The following is a 24708-nucleotide window of genomic DNA, read 5'->3' as shown; positions in this document are numbered from 1 at the left end:
TTGCACAACTATTTAAAAATCAGGTATTTCAAGGCATTCTTTTGTACCATAATCAACGTGTTATGGCTGGAGAAAAAGCAAAAGCAAAAGAGTATGCACAGGTCCTATATGTAAAAGAGAACCTGCACCAAAAGGTTATCGCAGATAGAGTAGGCGTAACTGAAAAAACCCTATCAAAGTGGATTAACGAGGGAAATTGGAAGAGCTTGAAACGATCATTGCTCACTACCAAGCAAACACAGATTACCTTGTTATATGACCAATTGGAATGGCAAAATAATGAAATTGCCAATAGGCAAAATAAGGTAGCAACAACTAAAGAAGCCGACGTAATCTCAAAACTGTCGGCATCCATACAAAAATTAGAGGTTGAAACAAGCCTTGGAGAAACAGTAGATGTTGGACGAAAGTTTATAGGATTTGTTCAGGTTGATGATTTAGAGTTAGCCAAGAAAATAACCGCTTGGTTTGATTTATACATCCAAACACTCATAAAATAATGGCCACTGATAAACAATATCTTGAACAGTGGGAAAAGTTTAAAGACAACATAAATAGGGCGACACCTATTGACATAAACGAGGAACCATTAGCTAAAAAGCGACGTATTGAACGACTGGAGAAAGATTTTGAAAGTTGGTCCAAATACTATTTCCCCAATTTTTACACCTCTGAACCTGCACAGTTTCATATTGATGCCTCTCGAAGGGTCTTAAGAAATCCTGAGTGGTACGAGGTAAGATCTTGGAGCCGCGAATTGGCCAAGTCTGCACGAACCATGATGGAGGTGCTTTTTTTAGTATTAACGGATAAAAAGCATAATGTTTTGCTTGTATCCAATAGCTATGACAATGCTGAGCGTCTATTGCTCCCATATAAGGCAAACCTTGAGAGCAATAACCGCATAATCAATGATTATGGCAAACAACAAAGCTTAGGAAATTGGGAAGCAGGCGAATTTAAAACAAAGAACGGGAAGAGCTTTAGAGCCTTAGGGGCAGGGCAATCCCCAAGGGGTACTCGTAACGATGCAGTCAGACCAGATATAATCTTAATCGATGATATCGATACGGACCACGATGTAAAGAATTCGGACATAATTAAAGCACGTGTTAGTTGGATAGAGTCTGCATTGATACCTACCCGTTCAATATCAGAGCCATTGCTTTTAATTGTTTGCGGGAATTTGATAGCGAATTATTGCTGCATTTCAGAGCTTGGAGATAAAGCTGATAAGTGGGACATCATTAATATTCGTGATGCAAATGGACAAAGCACTTGGCCAAGCAAAAACACGGAAGAAATGATTGACAGAGTATTGTCAACAATAAGCTACAATGCTCAACAACGTGAATACTTTAATAACCCAATCATTGATGGAGATGTATTTGAAAGCGTTAAATATGATAAGGCTCCTCCAATCAATACCTGTGAAACAGTAGTTGTTTATGCAGATCCATCTACATCTAACAAAGATAAACCAAAAGGAAAGGGAAAAGGGCCCAGTTTCAAATGCGTAATCATTGTTGGGTATAAAAACAGAAAGTACTACATCTATTGGATAAGGCTCCTCCAAACCAATAACAAGACGTTTGTTAAATGGATTTTTGAGGCAGATGAATATTTAAATGAAAATGGTGTCGATCCCAAAATCATCTATATAGAGAACAATACATTACAAGCTCCACACTATGAACAGGTCATTAAACCAGAGGTTGCAAAGCAGGCAGAGGAATTAAATTCAGATTATCCTCCATTACGTGAAGACACTCGAAAAAAACCAGAAAAATATGACCGTGTAGAAGGTACGTTACAACCGGAAGATGCATCTGGTAATTTAATCTTTGATAAACGGCTAAAAGACACGCCACCCATGAAGATCATGGAAGGTCAAATGCTGGCTGTTTCGCCTAATGCTTCCCATATAGATGGACCGGATGGCTTGGAGGGTGCCGTATGGATCATAAAAAATCGTAAGCATAGGAAAAGTACTAAATATAGAAGCTATCAGAGGCCATCAAGAAAATTTTAATACCCTTTTAAAACCCTTTTAAACAATGAAAAAAAGAACATCAAAATTCGGATTCATCGGAGCTGGATTTGCTCTGGCACTTGCAGCACTCGGAGGTACTGCACAACCTGCAACCATCAACAAAAACTTATCTCATCAGGAGCAAAAACAGGCTACTGCATCTAAAATAACCACCAAACAAAAAACAAGCAAGCAAGTGGTAGGTGGATTGGATCTTGTCCAAGTTGGAGAATATGGCATGTCCCCAAAAGAATACGGCCTGAGGTATGGTAACGGTAAGAGCAGAAAAGGTAAAACCAACTTTAAAAAGCTTTCTCACCAAAATAAAGTAAGGAGGAGATAAAATGGCTTTCCTTACCATACAAGAGTTAAAAACAGTAGCTAAGACCGAGCATGTACAAGTTATAGCTGGCATGGATGACACTATTATACAAGAATGTGTCAATAGTGGTATTACTGAAGTAATGAGCCGCTTAACGCCTTCCACAAAACGTAACTCTTTTGATGGCAGGCAGCGCTATGACGTGCAGGCCATATTCGCAAAAGAGGGAGACCAGAGGCATGCCCTTATCTTATCCTATACCAAGATCGTGGCCCTATGGCACCTTATCATAAGGGGTAATGCAGGTATTCATTATGAGGTAATACAGGATAGATACGATAGAGCGGTAGCATACATGACCGCATTGGCAGATGGCGATGCTACGGACCTGACCTTGCCCACTTTACCAGATGAAGGTAACGAGACTGGAAATAAGCCAAATCCTTTCCGCATGGGATCAAGACGAAAATTTAACCACGAATAACAATGGCAACTAAATCGACAAACAGTAAAGTAGGCAAAACAATTGCAAAACGCGTATTGCCATGGACACTCAAGAGCGTAAGCAGGAGCCGTCAGGACATACAAAGCTGGACAAGGGCCTTAAACATGGCGCAGATGGCAGAAGAACCACGGATGTGGCCACTTCAGCTTTTGTACAATGAAATATTAACAGATGCACTGCTCACTTCTCAGATAGAGAACAGAAAGCAACAATTGTTTTCAGCTAACTTCAATCTTAAGCTAAATGGAGAAGTACAAAAGGAAGCTACGGAAATATTAAGCAATTCAAAGGTTTATCATTCTTTGACAACTGCCATGTTCGATAGCCAGCTTTATGGTTATTCCATATCGGAGCTGTCTTGGAACAACGCTACATTAGAAGCAGAAACATTGCCCAGAACCAATATAGTTCCCCAAAAAGGACTGTTCTATAAAGATTATACTGATGACCTCAATCCGGCATTGTACAGGGAGATGAGGGAGTTTGGAACCTGGGTATTAGAATTTAACTCTGGTGGTTTAGGCTTGCTCAATAAGGCAGTACCGCACATACTATTCAAACGTTTTGCACAGAGCTGCTGGAGTGAGCTGTGCGAAATTTACGGCATACCCCCCCGGGTTCTGAAGACCAATACGCAAGATACGGCTATGCTGAACCGTGGCGAGCAGATGATGAAAGACATGGGTGCAGCAGCTTACTTCATAATCGATGAAACCGAAACACTGGAATTTGCAGCAGGCGTATCTACTAACGGAGATGTTTACAAAAATCTTATCGGGTTCTGCAACAGTGAAGTTTCGCTATTAATAACAGGTGCTATACTCGGGCAAGATACCGAACACGGTACAAGAGGTAAGGAACAGGTTAGTCAGGATATACAGTGGCTATTGGTACAAGCCGATATGCGAATGGTAGAGCAGTACTGGAACACTACGGCAATTCCGGCTTTAGCTAATATTGGATTGATACCCGATGGATTAACCTTTAGTTTTGAAGAGGCTGAGGATACCAATAAGCTATTTGAATATACCGAAAAGTTATTACAGTATTATGATGTAGCTCCTGAGTGGATAAAGGATAAGTTCGGGGTAGAAGTTGCATCGAAAGCTTCTCCATTACAGGATACCAAGCTTTCGGCTAAACTCCTTAAGGGTTTTTTCGAGTAAGCCCGTCGGCCATACAAAAAAGGTTGAACGGGCTGGGCGGCATTTCATTTGAAGCATTAAGTCAAAAGGTAAATAGCTACTACGGTTGCTGTAGCGCATCGGTTAAACTTGCTGGGGTACCTACAGATTTTGGCGATTATATCTCGCAGCTTGCCCTTAAGATATGGAACAGTAAACAGACCATAACAACTGATCCTGTTTTGGTACAAACCTATGGTAACCGATTGCAGGAAGCCTTAAAAAAAGGCTTGGGGATCAATGTAGATTTTACGGTTAGGGATAATGAGCTTCATTTAAAACTACAGCAAAACGTCTGGCAGTTTTCAGCAGCAAAAAGCTACACCCAGCTCAAAGACATGAGTGCCGCACTTTTAAAACCAGATGGTACCTTAAGATCTTTTGATGAGTTCAGGATGCAGGTAAGCACGATCACCAAACAGCAGTTAACCTGGTTAAAGACAGAATATGACCTTGCGGTTTCAGGTGGGCAGATGGCAGCCAAATGGGATCAGATCCAAAAACAGAAGGACCTATTTCCTTACTTGCAGCTTGAAGCGGTTGAGGACAGCCATACAACGGCCCTGTGCAAAAAACTGGATGGTACGGTAAGACATGTTGATGATCCGTTCTGGCAATTGTATTACCCGCCAAACCATTACAACTGCCGGAGTACGGTAAGACAGCTCAAATCTGGTAAAAACACCACGGATGATGAAATAACGTACCCTGAAATACCTGAAATGTTCAAGGTAAATCTGGGACAGCGCGGACTTGCATTCCCAGAGGACCACGCCTATTTTATTGATATGCCTAAAGAGGTAATGGATAAAAGCCGTGAGTTTTTCCCTTACAATCTACAGTTTGATATCCTGCATGAAGACTTGGGCACGGTCAGAAAACACTTCTTGGTAACAGGTTATGAAAGCGATTACAACCGCATCGAGAATATTGCTGTTGACAAAGCAAAGCAGGGCAGTACCGTAGATATCATGCCTACATTAGATCCGACCACTTATAGCAGTTATACCCGAGATATCATATTTAAAGGCGGTAAAGCTGGAAAGTCTCCAGATTTAAGAATTGATGGAGAATTGGTAGAATATGAAACCGTTTACAAAACAACGGTAAGGGCACTTAAAGGGGCCATTGAATCGGGAGCTGCTCAGGCTGATTTTATCATTGTTTCTATGGCCAGCAGGTATGACGATAAGGTAATAAGTGGCATCATCAGGCAAAAGGTTAAAGATTACCCAAACCTAAGGTATTTAGAGTTCAGGTATAAAGACCAGATCATTATGGTATATAAGAAAAGCGACCCTACAAAGTAAAGTCGCTTTTGGCACGGTCGCCTCTAAATAGCGACGTCCGTACACAAATGTACAAACAATAAATTAAAATACAAATGTCTAACCATCAGCAAGCTATAGAAGAATACTTTTTAGAGTTTCAGGCACGCGTAGAGAAAGTACAGGGCCTGCTTGGGGAGGTAGTTGGAAACGTGGTCATCAATGATGCACTGGATAACTTCAGGAATGAAAGCTTTGACAATGTTAAATGGCAGGCAAGGGTCAACAAAAAAAACACAAGGCATTTACTGATAAAGTCCGGAACGCTGAGAAGGAGCATCAGGATTATCAGTACGACCATGACATCCGTGGTTGTCGGTTCTGATATACCCTATGCTGCTGTACATAATTACGGGGAAGAGATCAATAGATATGCAAGAACGGAAACATTTGTAAGGAACAGGTATAAGGTAGGACCTAAAGGTAAAATGTTTGGCGGCATGGGCGCATTTAAAAAAGGCACATCAACTGGACGTGGGCTATCGTTCAGGGCATACAGCTATAATATGCCCAAGCGTACTTTTTTAGGGCTTACGGCTAAGTTGGAAAACAAGATAAAACAGGCTATTGATGAACAGTTTAAAAACGAATTTGGATAATGAAAGAGCTATTTAAATATTTAAGGAGCAAGTTAAAAAACCTGAGCAGTATTGCTTGGGTAGATAAAGATAAAGGACAGATCAACCGATTTAATATGCGACCTGCTATCGGTTTTCCTGCTGCACTGATTAAGATAGATTACCCGAGAACCGATGCCATTAGCAGAAAGAAGCAAAGGTGTTTTTGCAGGGTCACGGTGCGATTGGTCTGGGATTACAACGGCGACACCGATTCTACAACTGATGATACCGCTCTAACGGAAAGCCTGAGCTATTTTGATACCTGCGATGAGGTGTATAATCTGTTACAGGCAGAAATAGACCACACGATTTTTCAAAAACCGCTTGAACGCATTAGCCAGATTGAGGAAAACCGTAATGATGGTTTGCTGGTAGTTAATATAGTATTTGAAACAGTTGTATTTGATGGTATTTAAACAGCGAATAAACTCAACTGCGTTAGGTATTCGCTCGGTTTTTTTGCCTTGTAATTCATCAGCGTTCTATAGCTGATATGGATGTTATGTTGCGGTAGATCAAAAGCGACAATCTTGGTATCCGGTCGGTCCGGCTGCTTAACCTTATGGTAAACCTCCATAACAAGTGCAATATGTTTGTTCTTATTATTGTTGTTATAGGCCATTAATACAAAGTTAAGGCAGAAAAGCACATCCTGCAACAAAACTTTATCCCACAAAAAAAGCCCCGATTATGGGGCTTATATACACTATTAAAAATCATCATTTTTAGCCAATGACTTTTTAAGATCTACTAAGATGACATCTAATGCAGGAAGTAACTTATTATAGAACTTATAGTCATCTTCCCAACCTGTGATTACCTTATTGATTTTACCATCTTTCCACGGTTTAGTTAAAGATCTGTATTCAGCATATTCAGAATCCAATACACGCCTTGAGAAATCTTGAAAACGTACCCTATATTTACCATCTCTGGCAGTAAATTCCACAACAAACTTTACGTTATAACTTATACTCACAAAATCTTTTGTGGATATAGGCAATATAGCAACTCCCATTATGGTACCCTCTTGCTTATTTTCATTTTTAACGACTTCTTTGGAATCGTTAAAGCTTCTGACAAACCATTTCTTTGCGCGTTCAAAAATCTGATCTTTAGTTACACCATTGATATCTTCAATCCTTTCTATATAAATATCCCCGTCTTTTACTGGTAAATTCAAGCTATCTGTCTTCTTCTGGGCCATTGATATAATCGGAAGTAGAAGGATTAAAAGCAAAATTCTTTTCATAAACGTTAAAATTAAAAGTATAAATATATAAAACTACTCCCAATCATCTGGGATCAAATTTAAAAAACGATCTAAACCTTTATGTGTATAAACAGAACGGTAGTCTTCCTCAAATTCTTTTATTGTTTTCCAGACACACCAATTATTACCCGTAGTAATGAACTGCATTGTTATTGTATCAAAAAAAGCAAATAGTTTGCCTTCATCTATTTGATCTGTTAAATTTATAAATCGTATCATTTTTTATTTATTACCTTTTCTAATTCAACTGCTGCATGCGCTTGGTTAAGAGCATCACTATTTGTTTGCCCTATTTCCCTGTAAATTATATCAGCTTTGCTCTGTGTATGCTGATTCTGTTGTTTTAATCTAATACGTTCAACTTTATCAGCATAGTAAATTCGTAACCATTTTAATATTACCGGTCCATCTAAACGGTTATAAGTCTCGCCATAAGCACCTTTCTTAGCTTGGTTAAAACAAATACTAACCTCTTCTAATGATAGTGAGCCATATTCGCTGATAATCATGGGTACCAGGCTTTTTATACCATCGCTTGTAATCACATTATCAACCTTAAAAAACAGCCTCAGGTCATTAATCAATAAACTTAATCCCTTTTTCGCTTCTGTTGGGTAAATGTGCACCATTTGCGATAAGGGCTGAGGCGTTACAACAGCTTTTGAAAGATCGTTAGTTAATTGGTTAATTTCTACTGTAATATCCTTAAGGTGGTCAAACAAGCCATCCCCATTGTAGCAACTCGCAAACCAGCTCAACGATTTGCGCAGACTTTCTAATTTTTCCCTTTTCTCTTGCTGAACCTCAATAACCTGCTCAATATAGGTTGGCGAACAGTTCTCAACCTTACTTAGCAAAGAAACATTATTACTTAGTAAGCTCGTTACGAAAGCGTTCGGCCTCATTAATGTGGGCTTGTTTTTTATTGGCTCCATTTCTTATTTTATCTAAAATCTCTAACAAATTGCGGTCAATATCGCTTAGTTTAATCTGGCGGCCTATAAAATCGCCAGTACGCTGCCAGTTTCTCAGAATAAACTTCCAACTGGCAAAGATGCCGTCATCACTTTTATCAACACTGGCAGCATATAGCTTTGCTATGATTTGCTTTAATGCCTTGCCTTGTCGGGCATCCATAATAAGTGGTATGTTACGGCCGCGCAAAAATTCTGCATACTCATGCAGGCACTGCTGGTATATGGCTGGTGTTTCGCTCACTTTCTCCAGACTTTGCAATCTTGCTAAGATGCTACGAAGCGCAATAACTTCGTAGCCTTTTTTTATCTGCCCCTTACACCATGCTATTTGCTCTTTTAGTGTCATAAATTATTTAACTTTTTTTATCCATATCTAAATCACTATTAACCCAACTATGATCCTGAATTAATCTGAATGTTTTTACTATTGCAAAATTGGTAAGCTTGAAATAATGCACATCAATACCGTAATTGCCTGCCTTTAGTTTCTCGATTACTGCATTCTCAATAAGCTGTGGATTTATATCATCTACGTTATTGTTATGTATAAACTCAGACACTTCGCTCATGGCCATGTTTGATAATGTTAATTCAGGATGAAATATATTATTGTAAAGCTTATCTACATCCACAATACAGTAACCTATTGCACTATTAAGGGTAATAGTTTTAAAGTCTTTAGAAGTCAATGTCTGCATTGGGAGACTTATAACTCTGGTTCTTACAGATTGTATAAATATGCTATCTATATAAGGTATGCGGAAATATATGCCGCCTTTAAGCTTAGTAATATATTTACCTCTTCTTACGCGTAATCCACGTTCCCAAGGTTGTACTATTATCCAAATTTTAATCGCATTCAGAATATATTCGATAAATTCTTTAGCCTGATTCATATGTTATTGTTTACTTCTGTCTAAACTTTCAATCATTGCAACAGCTACAGCAGCAACCTGTACTAATTCATGCCTAAGAGATTGAGTATCTCGGCCACATGAAGCGGCTTCGCTAACCTCTTCAACTAAAATATGCATATAGGTTAGGTAGCCACCTCTATGTGCAGCTTCGCACAATTGCTTCGCCACATTTTCACTTGGCAAACCATATTCCTCACACATTCTTTTAGGAGTTCTATCTAACAACACAGGATCAAGTATCGGATGGTCCTGTTGTCCCCACTTAGCATCCTGTCTAAGTCTTTCGTTTTTAATTTCTTGTAATATATTTTCCATATTTATTTATTTAATTCCTTCTTATACATTGTTTCAACCTGCGTCAAAACCTCTTTTAATTCATCATGGTACAGGTAGTTTAATATTACTTTACGGGGGTTGCGGCTGCCTATGTTAACTATATATCTATCTATGCGTTGCCAATCTGGTTTGCCCTGCAGATCTACATAACCCAATAAGCACAGGTAATGGGTAATTTTACCGCGCATTTTTTTGCGTTCTTCATTAAATCCCTGTTGTGGACTTGGATTAAATCGCTGTACTTGCGTTAAAAGCTCATGATATTCGCCATCGCTAAGGCTGCTAAGGCTTTCTGTACGGCCATTTGTAAATTCAGCTACCTTGTCCCTGTAATCCCATCCATAATGTTTGCAGATGGCAAAGAATTGTTTATAATTTCGTAACATACCCCAATGTTTTGAACTTTATACATTATTTCAGAAACCTGTTCATGATATAAATAACCAATAACACTATCAGTAATAGCGGTATCGAAAACAAGTCTGTAATTATCAACTGTACCAAAAATAATAGCAACCTCGTATTGATTATCATTATGGGTGTATGATCCATAGCTGCCAGTTGGAAGTTTAAATCTTGTAACTGAAACACCATAGCCATTATCAAAAATCATTACGGCATGTACACCTTTAAATAAATAATGTTCCTTAAATTGTAAATCTTTAAATGAGTATTTCTTTTTCATATTAAAATGATATTTTATGTTTTACATTGTTCATTTTATATTTACGCTTATAGTGGTAGTACTCTATCCTAAGTCTAAATAGAATGTTATATATAGCATCATCCTTCGTTTTATGCCATGTATGTTTTGGCGGATCATACCAACATGTAAGTGCATCAGGACCATTATCTACTAAACAGTAATTGTTGCCAATTCTATTAGGATAATGCTCTATTTTAAACCTCAATCGAGCTGCTTTTAAAAGTTTGGTTTTTAACGGCGTTACCCTAACCATTTTTTGTGATTTAAATTCTTTGCTGTCATATTTAGTCACGGCTTGTTTTTGGTTATCCTTAAAGGTTATAAGCTCCCATTTTTCAGCAAATAGGATATCTATTATAGAGAATAGTTTTAATGCAATTTTTAGTCTTGTTTTCATGATTTTTAGGTTAAACTTTCAACTACTCTTTCTATTAAACTTTCCATGGCTGGTGGCGTAACTGCATTACCCAACTGTTTAACCTGATCCTTACCACTGCCCAAGACTATATAATCACGATTAAATGCCATACCCAATTTTACTTCTGGAGGCTTTATCATCCGGTAATAGCAATCCTCAATATTTGGCTGAACATTACTGATTAGAGCGGCTCTATCGTTTGTTGTAGCAGTACGCATAGGTTCACTAATGTGACTGTTTTGGATTGTTTTATAGTAGTATGTTAAAAAGCTTTGCATTGCTTCTGTAGCCATAATGCCATGATTTATTACTCCGGCAGTAAAAGTCGAAAAGGGAGCGGTACTTGGTTTGCTTTCACCAGTACGGTTAAGCTCAACAATATGCGGGATTACCAGCCCCATGCTTTGGCGTACGGTTTGGGTTTGTATTGTATCAGTTATGCTTCTTGTATAACCTTTCTGTAGGGTATGCTCGCCCTTAAATATAAATGGCATAAACAAACCAAAATTGGGCTGTGTACTTAACGTTGGTATTTGTTCGGCAACGCTCTTAACCCTAAAACCAATCCCGGTACTTTGTTGGTTGTTAATGATTAGAGGCTGTGTACTATATTTGACCAGTCCAGCTTCTATTCGTTTTTGAGTATTATGGCTTAGAGGGTGTTTTCTGTCGCCAATACGGGTGCCTAAATCGCTCCAATCAACCATATTAAAAGATGCATAGTAATAAGGTTCTACAACATCGCCAGTAAACGGACAGCAATAGACATATTGCTGATTGTACTTTCCGAATTTTTTAAGAGGGTTTTTCCATGTCTGAACAGAGTGTACATCTTTTCCTAACCGTGGCGAATATGCCAAAGGTGTAAATTCAAGATTAGGTGTTTTGTTTCCCTTTTTCCAAAATACTACATACATCCTATCTCGGCTTTGCGGTGTTGGATGGCAGTGCATGGAATTTAAGTAAACACATTGATGCTTATAACCTAAAATGTGCATCGCATTTAACCATGCATCAAACATTATCCATTTGCGGGCATCAACAACATTTTCAACAATGATGGCATTGTATTGATGATATTCTGCAAAACGGCAGACATCCCACATTGTAGCTCGGCTCCTTTCTGCTGCTGCATCTATCTTTCCTGAATTAAACAGGTCCATTTGTGCTTTTACAATCTTTTTACCCTTGGCCAAGCTATGGTTTGTACATTCAGGGCTCGTTATCAAAATATCAGTTGATGGATATCGACGGGGATCACATGCAGATATATCTGTACAGTCATGTAATGTATCCTGAAAATTGGTAGAGTGTGTTTCTATAGCCAGCTTCCAATGATTTAACGCGAGCTTAACCTCTAAACCACCGCCAATTTTATTCGCATAGTTATGAACGCCCTGACTACTGCCACCAGCGCCGCAAAATTGATCTGTAACTGTTATGTAGCTATTCTTCATGTTATATAAATTCAAATCTTTCGTCTTCTTGTATTATGGTAGCCTCAAAAGGAAAGTTCTCTTTTGGCACCTGTTTTATTTGCTGCATGAGTACAACTGACCCCGTAAATACTACGTACTTTGTTTGGTTAACCTCTATCTGTAAGCTAAGGCAATCGCCATCATTATGCTTACTCTTTTCAATCTTATAACCATGCACAATTATGTTTCTGTTTAAAATCTTGGATACTTTCATTTTATCGCCTACAAACGAGTTCGTTGTTACTACAATTCCGAAATCACTAAATTTTTTCATGTACGAGAGTTTTAATTAAATTTTTGGAATTACAATGCTTTGCCCAACCTAAATAGCTTGCTATGCTTTCTTTAGGTTTATTGGCTTTTAATGCCTTGGCAAAGTTCTTTTTGATGGTTTTGCGCAGAAGAGTGTGGGTATGGTAGAACTTATAGCCTACAAAATCAATCCCTCTTTTACTAACGGGGAATACCTGATAGTTACCTTTTACCTGTAGCTTTAAGTTGTCATTTAAATACTGTTTAATCTCTGTTAAAAGGTTATGTAAATAGGGCTTATTATCTGCAAGTATTACCAGATCATCAGCATACCTGAAATAATACCTTACCCGTTTTACCTCTTTTAACCAATGGTCAAAATATGACAAGTAAAAATTTGCAAGGTACTGGCTTAAATAATTGCCAATGGGCAGACCTATTGCGCTGTCTATAATTTCATCGAGCAGCCAAAGCAGGTCTTTATCTTTAAATTTTCTGCGTAATAGTGTTTTTAATATATGATGATCTACCGATGGATAAAACTTTGTTATATCCAATTTTAAGCAGTAGGTCGTATTATTCTTATCTGTTAAGGCTTTTTTAATTCCTTTGGCAGCAGCATGTATGCCTTTGCCTTTTATGCAGCTATAGGTATCTGCTGTAAATGAAGCCACAAAAATAGGCTCCAATATGTTCATGATTGCATGATGCGCTATTCTGTCGGGGAAATAAGGTAAACGGTACACTTCGCGCTCTTTGGGTTCATATACCTTAAATACCTGATATTTTGAAGTGCGATAGGTTTTATCTATCAGCATGTTTTGCAGGGCAGTTAAATTTACATCTGCATTAGCTTTATGAAGCTTTACCCCATATTGCATGCTTTTTCCTTTACTGGCTATTTCATCAGCCTTATAAAGGTTGTGTATGTTGTAGATCTGCTGGTATAAATTGTTTAATCTTTTCATGGCCTCTGCTTTGTTAGGTCGTCTTTGCAAGTGCTACCAACGCCCTGTTTTTAAGCTGTTATTTTTTGCACTGATGGCATGGTCTGTACTGTAAATTTCTTTTAGCATAGGTGGGAGCTGACATTCGAATTCGTGTTATCGTAGTTGTAGTCGTTATACGAGAACCCGGCACCCGAACCAACTACAGCCCTAACAGTACACAACCTAATTTTTTACTCTATTACCATTAATTCCCTGTATAGCTGCAAATGTGTTTTGCCCATATACTCTGAAATTTCTCTGCTTGGAAAAACGAGGCGGGAGCCGACAAGCGAAAGCGAGTAATCGTAGTCGTAGCCGCCACAAGAACCCGGCACCCGAACCAACCTGATTATCGGGATAGGTCTCCATATCGAACCAAGGATAGTACTTTCTTTGCTCGTAATTATTCCAGTCTATCTTTTTATCCTCTGCTTTCCATGCGGCTTCACTAAATATAAAAAGCTTTGTAGCTGCTACCGTAGCTTTTGCTAATGCTTCCGGCATCTTATCTACTACAGGTAATATTTCTTTGGCATTGTATCCTAACAGCTCACAAGCTGCATCAAATGTTTCTAAGTGTTCCATGTTAATTTGCATTGATATAATCGTTATAAATTGTTTTGAACTGATTGCCGGCATATTTGGCTCTGTCACTATCTATAAAGCAGAGGCGGGAGCCGACATCCGAACCCGTGTCAGCGTAGCCGTAGTCGTAAGACGAGAACCCGGCACCCGAACCAACGGCGTTAAACCATGGGAAATACTTGTTTTCAGAGATAGTTTTATAATCCATTACCTTATCACCGTTAAGTGCCTTAACGATGATCCGCAATTTCATGTAGGCCACAACATCTTTAGGTAATGAAACTTCTATTGTTCTTTCAAATGCCATAACATCGGCATCGTCCTTACCTAAGAAACTTACGGCATCGGCCAACGTTTTGATGTCGGTGTACTTTGTAGTTGCCTTTTTAATTGCTTCTACCTGATCGGCAGTCAATTCAATTTCAACTGCTTTATTGTTAATGTTAATTGTTGTTTTCATTTTAAAGGGATAATAAATCGTTATATAGATGATTAAATTGTTTACCAGCATATTCGGCTAACTTGCTGCTTTTAAATACGAGGCGGGAGCCGACAACCGAATACGTGCCATCGCAGTAGCAGCCGAAACACGAGAACCCGGCACCCGAACAACCCATTTAAACCATGGATAGTACTTCGGTTGATTGGCGTTTGACCAATCAGGCTCCCATCCTTCATTTAGAGCTTTTGCAATAGTCTGAAGCTTTGCAAATGCAACTATACTATTTGCATCCTTTACCGAAAGCTGATCGGGATATGTCAGCATGATTTTTGAGGGATCAATCCCAAAAATCTTACAGGCATCTTCGTAAGTTTTTACACGGTCTGTGATCTTTTCAGATGCTTTTTTAATCGCTTCAACCTGTTCCGTAGTTAATTCGATTTCAACCGCTTTGTTGTTGATGTTAATTGTTGTTTTCATTTTATTATTTAAAAGGTGTATTAATATTGTTGTTATGGACCATGTTACAGTTCTTGCAGAATAGATTTCCGTGTCTAAAAACTGTAGGCATCATCATTTCGCAATCGAAGCAATAAGCATAGTCTGGTGTATAAGGAATAAGCTTTGAAACTGTTCTTTGCTCAAGGTTGCAATGTTTGCAATTTCTAACCCATAACTCATTACCGTTATGGATCTCTTCTTTTGCATCCCATTTTGTAAATTTGTGTTTACCCATATCGCAATTACTCTTGCGTTTTTTTCTCCTGATTTCTGGAAAATCTATAACTATCCCAATGAGTATTAATGCCAACAGCACCAATATTGAATTAATGATGTAATCAATCAGTTCCATAAACAGGTATATTAAAAGCATCAGCAACTTGTTTCTCAAACGTGGCACCTTGGCTGTCTTGCCAGTCGTGCAGTAAGTAGATATGATCGCATTCTGTAAGAAGATCCAAGCATATCTTTAATATCTCATTACGCTGCTGCGTATCATCATCACTTAGTGGTAACTCACCATTTTCTATCAAAATGTTATTCAGTGCATCTATATGCTCGAATGGATTAACAGGATCATGTCCCGCATCTTTTATTGTTTTGGCAGCTATTTCAAACTTCTTAGCTACCTGGTCTTTTGGCAGGCCTTTTACCTTGCCAGCGATATATATCTTTGCCATGATTTAATCTATTTTAATTGCAGAAAAATTTAATTGAACATCTATATACTCGCCATTACCATCTTTGACCCAAACTCTGAAATATTCCTTGGATGAAGGGCGCATGATGCCTTTGTCAATCATTCTCATAGCTTCAGAATAGCGCGGCTTATTAACCTTTTGCTCATATTTTCGCAAGCCTAAAACCTTTTTGGTATCAAGCTTGCCATTCGATTTTGCGAAAGCATCCAATACAATACCTTCAATCCAGTCTGCCGCACCAGATAACCCTTCAGAAATAACCTCTTTTAGCATCTCATGAGCCAAATTGATACAGTTTTCATCAAAGGTTATCGCCTCGTTAATTGAAACTTCAACCTTTATCGACCTGTCAAAACTGTAAAAGGTTGCGTTGCCCTTGCCTTTACCCACAATTCCACCATTCTCTTTTTTAAAGTCCTCGTAAAGCACTTCTACTTCTCGTTTTAAATCATTTTTAAATGCGGTCATGTCGCTGTTAATCTTCATAGCTCTGGTAGCTACTCTACCAACCGTTTTTTCGCATTTTCGTTCAAATGGGGTAGTTCTTGAGTAAGGTATTTCTATACCAGCTTCATCCTTCCACATTTTATTTTTACTCGTCTGTACATTTAGTGTTAATGTTTTCATTTCACATATTTTAGTTTTTATCTACGTTTTGTTATTTTCAAGTGGTTCACATCAAACACCAAGAACTCTTCCTGAGTATCGAACCTTCTTATTTTTAATCCACCGCCAATTGCTGTGTTACTGGCACCGATTACCGCGCCTACTGAATTATAGTGCGGATGGTGCTCATCAGTTATTCTTACTTCGCTGCCCTTGTAATAGTTGAGCAGCTTTTCTAATTGATCTCTTTCCATATTATTTGAATTTATAGGCCAAAATTTTAGTTACTTTACGACTGTAATCATGATGGCTAACTATACATCTACCTTTGCACTGATTAAAGAAATCTATTGCTTCTGTCTTGCTTTCAAAGCGAAAAGCCCGCATTACATCTTCTCCTGTTTCACTTTTGGTTAGCCCAATTGCTTTAAATGGTGTTTCCACATCTACGCGCGGATCGAACCAGAACTTATAAATACTCGTCATATTATGCCATTTGATTGATTGTGATCTGTTGCTCTTTCATCTTGCGCACAAAGCCATCGTACACTACGCTGTTGGGCTTTATGTGCATATATTTTGGAGAGTGCCAAATCCCGTACAGCTCAGCTCTATTATCTATAGAGAGCTGTTGAGGATAACGTTTTAGCACCATTTTATCTCTGTTTATCCAGACCTGCTGCCACCATCCCCAAAACTCTGGGGTTGCTTTCCATACCTTGGCAGCATTGGCGCTTCCGGCATAGTCCTTAAGGAATTCATCTGCCGTATCCAAGAACAGATTATTGATGTGCTCAACACTAAGGTTTAGGTGCTTCGCCATGTTGGTGATGTGTTGGTTAAAGTTTTTCATTTTAATTATTATTGTAGTTCGTTCCAGTATTTAGCAGCCTCTTCTGGCCATATGTCAAAATGGGCAAGCCCTTTACCCCGTACCTGTGCTATTGCCCTAAAGCCCTCAACTCTTATCTTCTTAGCGCAATCGTAGCGAATGCGCCGGGCTACACGGCCTTCTGGCATCTTGCCTTCTGCATGACTAATGAGAATGAATAGCTTTTTCGGAAACATCGACCTTAATTCGATATAGCTTTTTAAGGTCATTTCCGCATATTGCAAACTATTAATCACTACTACATTAGGGCTTTTGTGCTTTTTAAGCCTTTTTATAAGAAGATCCAAAGGCTCCTTATGCAGATGCAGGAACTTGCCCCCAACCTCATCTAAACCAGCGGCCTTTACTGCATCCTGCGTATCTTGGCACCACCCTTCCTCCAGATCGTTATAAACTATACTTTCAAACTCAGTAAGATATTTGCATAACTGAAGGACAAAACTTGTCTTACCATTGAAACTGTTTCCCCATATTATCCAGCATCCAGAGGTTTCTGGAGTGCCCAAGAATTCCTTCCACTTACCAATGAATGGCCAAGTTTTAAATTTCATTGTCTGCAACTCCTTCGCACTTTTCGCACGCGGTAAATCGTTAGCAGATTTTGTTCGTTTTATTTGTTCTTTAACCTCCATTTAAGCAGCATTTAATTTTTGGACCTCTATATAAACCCTGCGAAGACTACTGCCAGATCTTGCATATAGCTTTTGTACATCTGTAACTCCGTTTGCTCTTGCTACCTGACTGACCTGCTTTAACAAAAAATCTTCTCTTGCTTCAAGTCCATGTGGTACTATTTCCTGATATTTGTTTCCGTAACGGTCAAATATTTCTGCATAACCAACCTTTTTAAGGTCCTTATTTCTCCTTATCTTTTCACGCAAGCCATCAGCTCCCATCATATACCAAGCGCAAGACTTGTCCGTTGCGTTCCACAATGCCTTTAGCTCCAAGAAAGCGGCATAATCCAGATCTCCAACCTCATCAAGAATAATTAAGGGAGTAGGAATACTCAACAGGTAGTAAACTAAATCCCCGTACACATCAGCGTATCTTCCTGTATGGGTAACCCCATACTCCTTAGCTATGGCACGGATAAGCTTTTGCTTAGATTTGTACTGGCTGCAATCAATGTGTACGGCATTGGCATTTTCCCTTACATATTGTTTGGCGGTGTATGTTTTGCCAATACCGGGCATGTCGCAAAGTATTGCAGATAAACTGGCTGACTGGCATGCCTTTAGCTGTTGGTAAATAAATAAATAAGTGTCGGTTTTAGCGGTTACCCACTGTGGGCTATTGGTCAGCTGCACATCCAGCAGCCGCGCTAATCTGATCCAGTTCCCATCACTCAAAACACCGTCGTACTCACCTTTTTTTATACGGTTCAATTGAGCAGAGTTGATACCAAGGGCTACAGCTTGTTTTGCGTCACTGCTATAAAGCTTTCTTTGACTGCCAATGGCATTAATTACGTTTTCTTTAATTGCTTGTGTAATCATGTTTATAAAGAGTTTATGGCATTTAAGCGGTTAAAATCATCATCGTTATTATCATCAAAATCAAATGATTTACTTGGCTGTACAGAGGGTTCAACTACTTCTACAGGTGTATTGGCATGGTAATCTGTTTTAGTGATTACCTTGACCTTGCCAAGATCAACCTTAGCTGTTTTTACCTGATCATTGAAAGCTGATACATATTGTTTCTGTTGTGTATAGTTAGCTGTATCTGTATCTTGCCATTCAGCATTGGCGGTATTATACTCGTTGATTTTATCGCACTGGCATATGAATACATTGTTTTGGTACAGATAAACGCTCTCAATCTCGTTCAGCTCGTTACGCAGGTAATAAGCTGTTACCTCATAGTTATTAGGCTGGAGCTGCTCTAATACTTTAGGGGTAGGCAACGCATACTTCGCATATTGTACCTGTACATATTGATTACGGCGGATGCTCGTACTCTGTGGATCGCCTATGTAACGGATCAGCAATGGCCTATCTATCTGTGCCATCTGTGGATTTGCATACATCTCAAGCACCTGAGCTCTGGTAAGGTCCTTATATTTATTTTGGTTGGGGTGAGGAGAGTTATTGTACTTTTCTACGATCTCTAAGTCATCGGCAACCAATACCTCATAAGGATATGTTTTCTCTTTGTAGCGGTCATTCTCTTCATCAAATATCTTTTCACTCTTGGTCCTGTTCGCTTCAAGTTTGGCATAAAATCTTCCAATCCCATCTTGGTAGCGTTTTTCAAATCCGTACTTTTTAACACGGTTTCCGGTCTCGGCCCATTTCTCCTGTGAGTTGCCGGGATTGGCCCATCTAACGAAAGGGAAAACCACGCCCGCTTTCATCAGGTCCTCTTTAAAAGAGTTGACCAAATGATGCTCAACCTCTACCTGCATGGGCATGCCGTAACCGTTTCGGTCCAAGAAGTGGAACATATTACGCAAACAGTCTATAAACAGTTCCGTGGTTTTGTTCTGGCTGTAAGCAGCACCGATAATACAGCCACTTGTAACATCGTATGCGTAATAAGCTTTAACCCGCTTTCCATTAGGCATCTTACGTGGAAGGTCCCTATCATCCATTGATATCTTACTGAATGAATGGTTAGGGGCATGGCGATGGTGGTGCGGACCATGTATGCTCTGATAGGTCAGGGTATCCATCCTGAACTTATCAACTACAGCGCGGTTAGCAGGCTGATTGATATAGTTCCAGATCGTTGCATCGCTTAATGTGATTGGTTGCCCATTTTCATAGAAATGTTCCTTATTATATATTTCACCTGTTTTATAATCTATAATGTCGATATCGCCGGCCAAAAATCGCCAGTAATCGTTTGCAACATCAGCAACGTAAGGGTTATTGCTCTGTATGTACAGGCTCAGGATCAGTCTTTCGATGTCAACTGTAACCTTACGGCTGTTATCGTTACAAAAACCTTTGTGGATTAGTGACGTATAGCCATCTTTTTTATAATTGCGGTATTTTTCCTGTAACCTGCGTGGGTTGGCAGGCAAAGTATGGGGATAAATCTCTTTATCAAGGTTAATGATACAGTCTGATAGCTTTTCCCAGATATTTACCTTGCTATGCCCCATAGCTTTTCGCCTTGCTGCGTTATTGGTAATGATCGTATGGCAGGCACCAAGTATATTGGCGTTGTTTGTATATTCAATTACAACATCACCCGGTAAGCAACGGCGGTCTGTTAAGCGGTAGGAGCTAAAAAACTCTAAAGCCTTGTCATCTGAGATTATATAATCAACAAACTTGTGAAGTTTTGTTGTTTTAGCAGGATCACCAAACTTTTCAATCAATAGCAATTGCTCCGATGGTTTTAGTTTGGCAAAGTTGATTAATACATCATTACCATATCCACCACCAGTACGAAGTCTGAAACCATTTATTCTTTGCGCTCGTTTTTCGTAAGAACTATAGCTAAATAAGTCTATACTTTCATTACGACGTTTGTCAGTATCGCTCAGTAAGAAACTGAGGCGTACTCCATAATTATTGTCGTAATATTCGTATGGTGATGTTTGCATTATTTATATATTTGAAATCAAACCAATATGATATGTATATCTTTATTCGATTGCCCGATGGCAATGAGAGTGTTTTGAAAGAGCATACCAACGCTCTACAGGAGTTCTGTAAACTTTTTCAGATAAGAATCCACAAACAGGGCAAGCTTCATTATAAGAATGAGTTTGTTTTAGCTGTACCTGTTGATATGTATGAGGCTTGCTTGAGGTTGAATGCGATTTCAGCCTACTGTGCAATAAACAGAATACCCCACGAGCTACGTTCAGAAGTCTAATTTTCATGATTTCCCGTTTAATAATTTGTCAATGCTCTCCTCCAAGCTTTTATAATCTTTTTTGATACTTTCGGATGTTTCCGAAACCCTATCGCCTTTTAAGCTCATGGTAACGAAGCGGCGGCTGACCCCGTATTTTTTTATAAGTCTATCTACTACCTGTGAGTTGTAGCTTCCTTTTTTTTCCATACTTTTATTTTTTATTGACATTGTTCTTAATGGTAGAACAAATATATACACACTTTGTGATTAATTCAAAGTGTTTTTAGATTTTTATTCACAAAATACGAATGAAAAAAGATAATAGATTGATTTTGAATGAAATAAAGTATTATTATAAATTCAAATCAGATGCCGAGTTTGCAAGATTTCTCGGCATTGCACCTAATACACTGAGTAATTGGTACTCTAGAAATACTTTAGATTATGAGTTGGTAATCACAAAGTGTGAAGATATAAATGCTAACTGGTTGTTAACAGGTAAGGGAGATATGCTTTTAATACAAGATACAATGTTAAAAGAACCGGATCCTGTATATGAAAGACAAAAGCCCAAGCACTTTATACCGTTAATACCTATTGAAGCAATGGCTGGATATGGTAATGGCGAAATACAGGTTAATGAAGCCGATATTACTGAAGGATATGTAATACCAGACTTTGATGAAAAAGGGGTAAAGTATTTAATAAGGGTTAGCGGTAGTAGTATGTACCCAAAGTATAGCAATGGCGATTTGCTTGGCTGTAAGCCTATAACTGATTTGTCATTTTTTCAATGGGGCAAATGCTATGTATTGGATACTGATCAAGGACCTTTGGTAAAACGAATTTTTGAGGCCCCTGAACCAGATATGCTGCTTTGTGTATCAGAAAACAGTGAACGTTATCCATCATTTAAGATACCACGAAAATCTATATATCGTACCGCAATTATTGTAGGTGTTTTACGCCTTGAATAGACTCCACGCACACAATAAAATAGAGATTAAGGCTATCATGTTATTTTTCAATAAGTTACATTAACTTATTATGTTATATAAATATGTAATATCTATATGTAATTACTTAATTATATATACATTAAACATATAATTAAGGCAATAATAATATATTAAAATAGTCACATACATTTAAAAATGTCCGTCCAAATGTCCGTCCAAATGTCCGCCTAACTTAATAAAACATCTCATTTAGCCAATCTTATTAATAGCATTCCAGACTAATATTAAACCTATTTTAAATACCAATAAACCCTGTTTAAATAGCTTTTTAAGCGTAAAAATGTACTTTATCAGTAATATGTATGGTTATTATACTTTAAACGGTAGTTAAATGGTAGTTAATGGTACTTTTGTACAAATCGTTTTTTTGCCTCGTTAAGCATAATAAATAAAAAAAGCGGCTCAAACTATGTTTAAACCGCTTTTTTTCCTTTTTTAAATTTTTCCCTTTATGTACAAGTTGTTTTATGCCCTATATAAGGGCTGGCTCTGTATCTCCGGCAAATACAAAATTTAATCTTAGTTACGACGCCAATGGAAATGTAATCAACACCGATTGGAACGATTATATCTATAGAACAGGAGCTTCACAAAATCATACTGTTTCAATTACTGGTGGAACAGAAAACACGAAATATTATTTAGGCGCCGGATATACCGACCAACAAGGCATTATAAGAAAGAATGACTTTAAAAGAACCAACATCTTACTTAATGTAGATAGTAAAATAAATGACTATCTATCTGTAGGAGGTAAGCTTTCATATTCTGATGAAAGGAATTTAGCGGCAACCAGTTCTGGATCTTTATCTGGAGAGGCTTATAGTTCTGCTGGTTTAGGTCGACTAGCCTTAGTAAATGCTCCAAACGTTGCCCCTTATAACAATGACGGGTCTTATAATATCACCCCAACTTATTTAGGAGGCATGAATAACGTATTAGCAAGCAATCAAGCTGGTTTCTTCAATCCGGAATATATATTAAACAACAACCGATCAAATACTTTCATTAGTCACATCCAATCAAATGCATTTGTTCAGGTAAACCCTTTCAAATGGTTAAATCTTAAAACAACATATGGCATAGATAATATCCTTGTTGATAATGATTTATTTTGGGCTCCGTTACATGGGGATGGTTTATCTTACGGCGGATACGCTACAGCTACTTATGGTAAATATAAAAACTGGACCTGGACCAATACTGCTCAAGCTTCACAAACCTTTGCCGGTAAACATAATTTCGACCTGTTAATTGGTAATGAGCAACAATCTAGAACAAGTTTAGGATTTGGTATTAACAGACAGACACTATCGGATCCGGCTTATGTTGTAGAACAGGCTGGTTATACCACGAATAACTCTACTGGCCAGATATTAGGTGAAAACTATCTTTTATCTTACTTTGGAAGGCTTAACTACGACTATGATAAACGATACTTTTTAAGTGCAAATATAAGACAAGATGAATATTCGGCATTAGGTGTTAAAAAGGGTACATTTTACGGGATATCTGCAGGATGGGAAGTTACCAAAGAACATTTCTGGGCTTCTAGCAAACTAAGCAACATTTTTAGCAGCTTCAAAATCAGAGGCAGCTATGGTAAAGTAGGAAATGTTTCTGGTATTGGAGACTTTGCAATCTACTCAACATTTGGTTCTGGATTGTACGGAGGAACATCTACATTGCAATTCTCTTCTGCAGGAAACAATCAATTAACCTGGGAAACCAGTAAGAAAACAGATATCGGAGTTAATTTTGGTGTATTTAAAGATAAATTAAATGTTGAATTTGCATATTATAAAAACAACATTGACGGATTAATCATCAGTGTACCAGAAGCCCCTTCTGCAGGTCTACCTACCAACATATTAAAAAACGTAGGTTCAATGTACAATAAAGGATTTGAGTTAACCTTGAATGCAACACCTATTCAAAAAGCAGATTTTACATGGTCTTCTTCTTTTAATATTACTTTTAATAAAAATGAAGTTACAGCGTTAGCTCCAGGCTTAACTCAAATCACTTACCTAACAGGAAGTGGAACTACAGGCGAAAGTCCAAACAGAACTGCTCCAGGTTATTCAATTGGATATTTATATGTAGTAAAAACGGGAGGAACAGATCCAGCCACCGGCCGTAGAATTTTCTATGATGCAACAGGCAGGGCTGTTACCTATCAACACATTGTGCCAACAGGACAAAGTCAATGGACATACCTAAACAATGGAACTGCAGCTCCTGCGATTACTCAGGGAACTGATGCTGTAATGTATAAACCCACGCAACCAAAATCATATGGGGGGTTTGATAATACATTCAGATATAAAGGCTTTGATCTAAATGTTTTATTAACTTATCAGTTTGGAGGATACGTTCATTATGGAACAAATGCCGGCTTACATGACCAACGTTTCTGGAACAATGCCGTTGATGTGTTAAACTATTGGAAATCGCCGGGAGATGTTACTGAATTTGTACGCCCAATTTATGGAGACAATGTTTCTTACGGAAACACAATCCCATTGTCTTGGAATGTATTTAGCAGCGATTATATCAAGCTTAAAACTATTTCTTTAGGTTACTCATTACCTAAGAATTTTATTAATAAAGTTAAGCTGAGTAATGCACGCTTATACTTAAGCGCAAACAATCTTGCTATGATTACAAGCTACCCAGGTCCTGATCCAGAGGTATCATCAAATGGAACAGCTTCAGCCGGACAGGGAAGTGACAGAAATACAGTAGTTAATGCCAAAACATTAACATTAGGAGTTAATTTGACTTTCTAACAAACAAAAAAGCTTTA

37 protein-coding genes are annotated in these 24708 nt (G+C 38.3%); 10 read left to right on the top strand and 27 right to left on the bottom strand.

Annotated features, from left to right (window positions below):
- The first annotated feature begins 62 nt into the window (after positions 1-62).
- The 8 genes from ACLHG9_RS12995 (at position 63) to ACLHG9_RS12960 (ending at position 6407) form a co-directional block, all read left to right on the top strand.
- A complete protein-coding gene (locus ACLHG9_RS12995; protein ID WP_410221930.1) occupies positions 63-500 on the top strand; it encodes a hypothetical protein in 438 nt (145 codons plus the stop codon).
- Positions 500-2032, top strand: a complete 1533-nt coding sequence (locus ACLHG9_RS12990) for a hypothetical protein (RefSeq protein WP_410221929.1) — start codon at positions 500-502, stop codon at positions 2030-2032. Before ACLHG9_RS12995 ends, ACLHG9_RS12990 begins: the two co-directional genes overlap by 1 nt.
- Positions 2033-2057: 25 nt before the next feature.
- The gene (locus tag ACLHG9_RS12985; protein ID WP_410221928.1) at positions 2058-2375 is read left to right on the top strand and encodes a hypothetical protein; all 318 of its coding nucleotides are present in this window, start codon (positions 2058-2060) and stop codon (positions 2373-2375) included.
- A gap of 1 nt (position 2376) precedes the next feature.
- Positions 2377-2838: a hypothetical protein gene (locus ACLHG9_RS12980; protein ID WP_410221927.1), complete on the top strand. Its 462-nt coding sequence runs from the start codon at positions 2377-2379 to the stop codon at positions 2836-2838.
- A gap of 2 nt (positions 2839-2840) precedes the next feature.
- Positions 2841-4025 (top strand): DUF935 family protein, encoded by a 1185-nt coding sequence (locus tag ACLHG9_RS12975; RefSeq protein ID WP_410221926.1) that lies wholly within the window; start codon positions 2841-2843, stop codon positions 4023-4025.
- A gap of 23 nt (positions 4026-4048) precedes the next feature.
- Entirely contained in the window at positions 4049-5353 is a 1305-nt protein-coding gene (locus ACLHG9_RS12970) for a phage minor head protein (RefSeq protein WP_410221925.1), read from the top strand.
- Between the two features lie 74 nt (positions 5354-5427).
- Entirely contained in the window at positions 5428-5970 is a 543-nt protein-coding gene (locus ACLHG9_RS12965) for a phage virion morphogenesis protein (RefSeq protein WP_410221924.1), read from the top strand.
- Positions 5970-6407, top strand: a complete 438-nt coding sequence (locus tag ACLHG9_RS12960; protein WP_410221923.1) for a hypothetical protein — start codon at positions 5970-5972, stop codon at positions 6405-6407. The genes ACLHG9_RS12965 and ACLHG9_RS12960 overlap by 1 nt, the downstream gene beginning before the upstream one ends.
- On the opposite strand, the gene ACLHG9_RS12955 is transcribed toward ACLHG9_RS12960, so the two are convergent.
- From ACLHG9_RS12955 to ACLHG9_RS12825, 27 genes are all read right to left on the bottom strand, one after another.
- A complete protein-coding gene (locus ACLHG9_RS12955) occupies positions 6404-6613 on the bottom strand; it encodes a hypothetical protein (RefSeq protein WP_410221922.1) in 210 nt (69 codons plus the stop codon). The genes ACLHG9_RS12960 and ACLHG9_RS12955 overlap by 4 nt on opposite strands.
- 87 nt (positions 6614-6700) lie before the next feature.
- Complete coding sequence (locus ACLHG9_RS12950) at positions 6701-7198, bottom strand: DUF4468 domain-containing protein (protein WP_410221921.1); 498 nt, start codon at positions 7196-7198, stop codon at positions 6701-6703.
- A 78-nt stretch (positions 7199-7276) separates the two neighbouring features.
- Complete coding sequence (locus tag ACLHG9_RS12945) at positions 7277-7483, bottom strand: hypothetical protein (protein ID WP_410221920.1); 207 nt, start codon at positions 7481-7483, stop codon at positions 7277-7279.
- Positions 7480-8169 (bottom strand): hypothetical protein, encoded by a 690-nt coding sequence (locus ACLHG9_RS12940; RefSeq protein WP_410221919.1) that lies wholly within the window; start codon positions 8167-8169, stop codon positions 7480-7482. The genes ACLHG9_RS12945 and ACLHG9_RS12940 overlap by 4 nt, the downstream gene beginning before the upstream one ends.
- Positions 8132-8587 carry a hypothetical protein gene (locus ACLHG9_RS12935; RefSeq protein WP_410221918.1) on the bottom strand — a complete coding sequence of 152 codons (456 nt, stop codon included), beginning with the start codon at positions 8585-8587 and terminating at the stop codon, positions 8132-8134. Before ACLHG9_RS12935 ends, ACLHG9_RS12940 begins: the two co-directional genes overlap by 38 nt.
- Before the next feature lie 7 nt (positions 8588-8594).
- A complete protein-coding gene (locus ACLHG9_RS12930; protein WP_410221917.1) occupies positions 8595-9137 on the bottom strand; it encodes an SPFH domain-containing protein in 543 nt (180 codons plus the stop codon).
- Between the two features lie 3 nt (positions 9138-9140).
- The gene (locus tag ACLHG9_RS12925) at positions 9141-9473 is read right to left on the bottom strand and encodes a hypothetical protein (RefSeq protein ID WP_410221916.1); all 333 of its coding nucleotides are present in this window, start codon (positions 9471-9473) and stop codon (positions 9141-9143) included.
- Positions 9474-9475: 2 nt separating this feature from the next.
- On the bottom strand, positions 9476-9880 hold the full coding sequence (locus tag ACLHG9_RS12920) for a hypothetical protein (RefSeq protein WP_410221915.1): 405 nt from the start codon (positions 9878-9880) through the stop codon (positions 9476-9478).
- The gene (locus ACLHG9_RS12915) at positions 9811-10179 is read right to left on the bottom strand and encodes a hypothetical protein (protein WP_410221914.1); all 369 of its coding nucleotides are present in this window, start codon (positions 10177-10179) and stop codon (positions 9811-9813) included. The genes ACLHG9_RS12920 and ACLHG9_RS12915 overlap by 70 nt, the downstream gene beginning before the upstream one ends.
- 1 nt (position 10180) lies before the next feature.
- The gene (locus ACLHG9_RS12910; RefSeq protein ID WP_410221913.1) at positions 10181-10597 is read right to left on the bottom strand and encodes a hypothetical protein; all 417 of its coding nucleotides are present in this window, start codon (positions 10595-10597) and stop codon (positions 10181-10183) included.
- Between the two features lie 5 nt (positions 10598-10602).
- A complete protein-coding gene (locus tag ACLHG9_RS12905) occupies positions 10603-12075 on the bottom strand; it encodes a DNA cytosine methyltransferase (RefSeq protein WP_410221912.1) in 1473 nt (490 codons plus the stop codon).
- Position 12076: 1 nt separating this feature from the next.
- Positions 12077-12370: a hypothetical protein gene (locus ACLHG9_RS12900; RefSeq protein ID WP_410221911.1), complete on the bottom strand. Its 294-nt coding sequence runs from the start codon at positions 12368-12370 to the stop codon at positions 12077-12079.
- Positions 12357-13316: a reverse transcriptase domain-containing protein gene (locus ACLHG9_RS12895; RefSeq protein ID WP_410221910.1), complete on the bottom strand. Its 960-nt coding sequence runs from the start codon at positions 13314-13316 to the stop codon at positions 12357-12359. The genes ACLHG9_RS12900 and ACLHG9_RS12895 overlap by 14 nt, the downstream gene beginning before the upstream one ends.
- 204 nt (positions 13317-13520) lie before the next feature.
- Positions 13521-13922, bottom strand: coding sequence for a hypothetical protein (locus ACLHG9_RS12890; RefSeq protein ID WP_410221909.1), 402 nt, complete (start codon positions 13920-13922; stop codon positions 13521-13523).
- A gap of 1 nt (position 13923) precedes the next feature.
- A complete protein-coding gene (locus ACLHG9_RS12885) occupies positions 13924-14382 on the bottom strand; it encodes a hypothetical protein (RefSeq protein ID WP_410221908.1) in 459 nt (152 codons plus the stop codon).
- Between the two features lie 57 nt (positions 14383-14439).
- On the bottom strand, positions 14440-14844 hold the full coding sequence (locus tag ACLHG9_RS12880) for a hypothetical protein (RefSeq protein ID WP_410221907.1): 405 nt from the start codon (positions 14842-14844) through the stop codon (positions 14440-14442).
- A 4-nt stretch (positions 14845-14848) separates the two neighbouring features.
- Positions 14849-15217 carry a hypothetical protein gene (locus ACLHG9_RS12875; protein WP_410221906.1) on the bottom strand — a complete coding sequence of 123 codons (369 nt, stop codon included), beginning with the start codon at positions 15215-15217 and terminating at the stop codon, positions 14849-14851.
- The gene (locus tag ACLHG9_RS12870) at positions 15204-15545 is read right to left on the bottom strand and encodes a DUF4406 domain-containing protein (RefSeq protein WP_410221905.1); all 342 of its coding nucleotides are present in this window, start codon (positions 15543-15545) and stop codon (positions 15204-15206) included. The genes ACLHG9_RS12875 and ACLHG9_RS12870 overlap by 14 nt, the downstream gene beginning before the upstream one ends.
- 3 nt (positions 15546-15548) lie before the next feature.
- The gene (locus ACLHG9_RS12865) at positions 15549-16193 is read right to left on the bottom strand and encodes a DUF3164 family protein (protein WP_410221904.1); all 645 of its coding nucleotides are present in this window, start codon (positions 16191-16193) and stop codon (positions 15549-15551) included.
- A 17-nt stretch (positions 16194-16210) separates the two neighbouring features.
- On the bottom strand, positions 16211-16426 hold the full coding sequence (locus ACLHG9_RS12860) for a hypothetical protein (protein ID WP_410221903.1): 216 nt from the start codon (positions 16424-16426) through the stop codon (positions 16211-16213).
- 1 nt (position 16427) lies between these two features.
- Positions 16428-16658: a hypothetical protein gene (locus tag ACLHG9_RS12855; protein ID WP_410221902.1), complete on the bottom strand. Its 231-nt coding sequence runs from the start codon at positions 16656-16658 to the stop codon at positions 16428-16430.
- 1 nt (position 16659) lies between these two features.
- The gene (locus ACLHG9_RS12850; protein WP_410221901.1) at positions 16660-16995 is read right to left on the bottom strand and encodes a hypothetical protein; all 336 of its coding nucleotides are present in this window, start codon (positions 16993-16995) and stop codon (positions 16660-16662) included.
- 38 nt (positions 16996-17033) lie between these two features.
- Positions 17034-17696 carry a hypothetical protein gene (locus ACLHG9_RS12845; protein ID WP_410221900.1) on the bottom strand — a complete coding sequence of 221 codons (663 nt, stop codon included), beginning with the start codon at positions 17694-17696 and terminating at the stop codon, positions 17034-17036.
- Positions 17697-18563, bottom strand: coding sequence for an AAA family ATPase (locus ACLHG9_RS12840; protein ID WP_410221899.1), 867 nt, complete (start codon positions 18561-18563; stop codon positions 17697-17699). It abuts the gene before it with no gap.
- A gap of 2 nt (positions 18564-18565) precedes the next feature.
- The gene (locus ACLHG9_RS12835; RefSeq protein WP_410221898.1) at positions 18566-20623 is read right to left on the bottom strand and encodes a hypothetical protein; all 2058 of its coding nucleotides are present in this window, start codon (positions 20621-20623) and stop codon (positions 18566-18568) included.
- 42 nt (positions 20624-20665) lie between these two features.
- Positions 20666-20905: a hypothetical protein gene (locus tag ACLHG9_RS12830; RefSeq protein WP_410221897.1), complete on the bottom strand. Its 240-nt coding sequence runs from the start codon at positions 20903-20905 to the stop codon at positions 20666-20668.
- Positions 20902-21108, bottom strand: a complete 207-nt coding sequence (locus ACLHG9_RS12825; protein ID WP_410221896.1) for a hypothetical protein — start codon at positions 21106-21108, stop codon at positions 20902-20904. The genes ACLHG9_RS12830 and ACLHG9_RS12825 overlap by 4 nt, the downstream gene beginning before the upstream one ends.
- Before the next feature lie 80 nt (positions 21109-21188).
- Between ACLHG9_RS12825 and ACLHG9_RS12820 the strand changes: the two genes are divergently transcribed.
- Entirely contained in the window at positions 21189-21857 is a 669-nt protein-coding gene (locus ACLHG9_RS12820) for a helix-turn-helix domain-containing protein (RefSeq protein ID WP_410221895.1), read from the top strand.
- A 509-nt stretch (positions 21858-22366) separates the two neighbouring features.
- Entirely contained in the window at positions 22367-24691 is a 2325-nt protein-coding gene (locus tag ACLHG9_RS12815; RefSeq protein WP_410221894.1) for a SusC/RagA family TonB-linked outer membrane protein, read from the top strand.
- Positions 24692-24708: the final 17 nt, after the last annotated feature.

Origin of the sequence: Pedobacter sp. (genome assembly GCF_046462515.1) — a bacterium.
In the GTDB taxonomy this organism is placed as follows: domain Bacteria; phylum Bacteroidota; class Bacteroidia; order Sphingobacteriales; family Sphingobacteriaceae; genus Pedobacter.
The sequence above is the reverse complement of the archived record's forward strand: the minus strand, read 5'-3'. Positions and strand labels throughout refer to the sequence as shown.

Coding starts and splice junctions, on each gene's coding strand:
- ACLHG9_RS12975 (WP_410221926.1), top strand. CDS start 2,841: ATGGCAACTAAATCGACAAACAGTAAAGTAGGCAAAACAATTGCAAAA.
- ACLHG9_RS12855 (WP_410221902.1), bottom strand. CDS start 16,658: ATGACGAGTATTTATAAGTTCTGGTTCGATCCGCGCGTAGATGTGGAA.
- ACLHG9_RS12935 (WP_410221918.1), bottom strand. CDS start 8,587: ATGACACTAAAAGAGCAAATAGCATGGTGTAAGGGGCAGATAAAAAAA.
- ACLHG9_RS12865 (WP_410221904.1), bottom strand. CDS start 16,193: ATGAAAACATTAACACTAAATGTACAGACGAGTAAAAATAAAATGTGG.
- ACLHG9_RS12910 (WP_410221913.1), bottom strand. CDS start 10,597: ATGAAAACAAGACTAAAAATTGCATTAAAACTATTCTCTATAATAGAT.
- ACLHG9_RS12930 (WP_410221917.1), bottom strand. CDS start 9,137: ATGAATCAGGCTAAAGAATTTATCGAATATATTCTGAATGCGATTAAA.
- ACLHG9_RS12900 (WP_410221911.1), bottom strand. CDS start 12,370: ATGAAAAAATTTAGTGATTTCGGAATTGTAGTAACAACGAACTCGTTT.
- ACLHG9_RS12845 (WP_410221900.1), bottom strand. CDS start 17,696: ATGGAGGTTAAAGAACAAATAAAACGAACAAAATCTGCTAACGATTTA.
- ACLHG9_RS12815 (WP_410221894.1), top strand. CDS start 22,367: ATGCCCTATATAAGGGCTGGCTCTGTATCTCCGGCAAATACAAAATTT.
- ACLHG9_RS12870 (WP_410221905.1), bottom strand. CDS start 15,545: ATGGCAAAGATATATATCGCTGGCAAGGTAAAAGGCCTGCCAAAAGAC.
- ACLHG9_RS12920 (WP_410221915.1), bottom strand. CDS start 9,880: ATGTTACGAAATTATAAACAATTCTTTGCCATCTGCAAACATTATGGA.
- ACLHG9_RS12860 (WP_410221903.1), bottom strand. CDS start 16,426: ATGGAAAGAGATCAATTAGAAAAGCTGCTCAACTATTACAAGGGCAGC.
- ACLHG9_RS12880 (WP_410221907.1), bottom strand. CDS start 14,844: ATGAAAACAACAATTAACATCAACAACAAAGCGGTTGAAATCGAATTA.
- ACLHG9_RS12835 (WP_410221898.1), bottom strand. CDS start 20,623: ATGCAAACATCACCATACGAATATTACGACAATAATTATGGAGTACGC.
- ACLHG9_RS12905 (WP_410221912.1), bottom strand. CDS start 12,075: ATGAAGAATAGCTACATAACAGTTACAGATCAATTTTGCGGCGCTGGT.
- ACLHG9_RS12885 (WP_410221908.1), bottom strand. CDS start 14,382: ATGAAAACAACAATTAACATTAACAATAAAGCAGTTGAAATTGAATTG.
- ACLHG9_RS12945 (WP_410221920.1), bottom strand. CDS start 7,483: ATGATACGATTTATAAATTTAACAGATCAAATAGATGAAGGCAAACTA.
- ACLHG9_RS12995 (WP_410221930.1), top strand. CDS start 63: ATGGCTGGAGAAAAAGCAAAAGCAAAAGAGTATGCACAGGTCCTATAT.
- ACLHG9_RS12925 (WP_410221916.1), bottom strand. CDS start 9,473: ATGGAAAATATATTACAAGAAATTAAAAACGAAAGACTTAGACAGGAT.
- ACLHG9_RS12940 (WP_410221919.1), bottom strand. CDS start 8,169: ATGAGGCCGAACGCTTTCGTAACGAGCTTACTAAGTAATAATGTTTCT.
- ACLHG9_RS12915 (WP_410221914.1), bottom strand. CDS start 10,179: ATGAAAAAGAAATACTCATTTAAAGATTTACAATTTAAGGAACATTAT.
- ACLHG9_RS12895 (WP_410221910.1), bottom strand. CDS start 13,316: ATGAAAAGATTAAACAATTTATACCAGCAGATCTACAACATACACAAC.
- ACLHG9_RS12820 (WP_410221895.1), top strand. CDS start 21,189: ATGAAAAAAGATAATAGATTGATTTTGAATGAAATAAAGTATTATTAT.
- ACLHG9_RS12875 (WP_410221906.1), bottom strand. CDS start 15,217: ATGGAACTGATTGATTACATCATTAATTCAATATTGGTGCTGTTGGCA.
- ACLHG9_RS12950 (WP_410221921.1), bottom strand. CDS start 7,198: ATGGCCCAGAAGAAGACAGATAGCTTGAATTTACCAGTAAAAGACGGG.
- ACLHG9_RS12985 (WP_410221928.1), top strand. CDS start 2,058: ATGAAAAAAAGAACATCAAAATTCGGATTCATCGGAGCTGGATTTGCT.
- ACLHG9_RS12830 (WP_410221897.1), bottom strand. CDS start 20,905: ATGAAAATTAGACTTCTGAACGTAGCTCGTGGGGTATTCTGTTTATTG.
- ACLHG9_RS12955 (WP_410221922.1), bottom strand. CDS start 6,613: ATGGCCTATAACAACAATAATAAGAACAAACATATTGCACTTGTTATG.
- ACLHG9_RS12890 (WP_410221909.1), bottom strand. CDS start 13,922: ATGGAACACTTAGAAACATTTGATGCAGCTTGTGAGCTGTTAGGATAC.
- ACLHG9_RS12980 (WP_410221927.1), top strand. CDS start 2,377: ATGGCTTTCCTTACCATACAAGAGTTAAAAACAGTAGCTAAGACCGAG.
- ACLHG9_RS12840 (WP_410221899.1), bottom strand. CDS start 18,563: ATGATTACACAAGCAATTAAAGAAAACGTAATTAATGCCATTGGCAGT.
- ACLHG9_RS12960 (WP_410221923.1), top strand. CDS start 5,970: ATGAAAGAGCTATTTAAATATTTAAGGAGCAAGTTAAAAAACCTGAGC.
- ACLHG9_RS12990 (WP_410221929.1), top strand. CDS start 500: ATGGCCACTGATAAACAATATCTTGAACAGTGGGAAAAGTTTAAAGAC.
- ACLHG9_RS12850 (WP_410221901.1), bottom strand. CDS start 16,995: ATGGCGAAGCACCTAAACCTTAGTGTTGAGCACATCAATAATCTGTTC.
- ACLHG9_RS12965 (WP_410221924.1), top strand. CDS start 5,428: ATGTCTAACCATCAGCAAGCTATAGAAGAATACTTTTTAGAGTTTCAG.
- ACLHG9_RS12825 (WP_410221896.1), bottom strand. CDS start 21,108: ATGTCAATAAAAAATAAAAGTATGGAAAAAAAAGGAAGCTACAACTCA.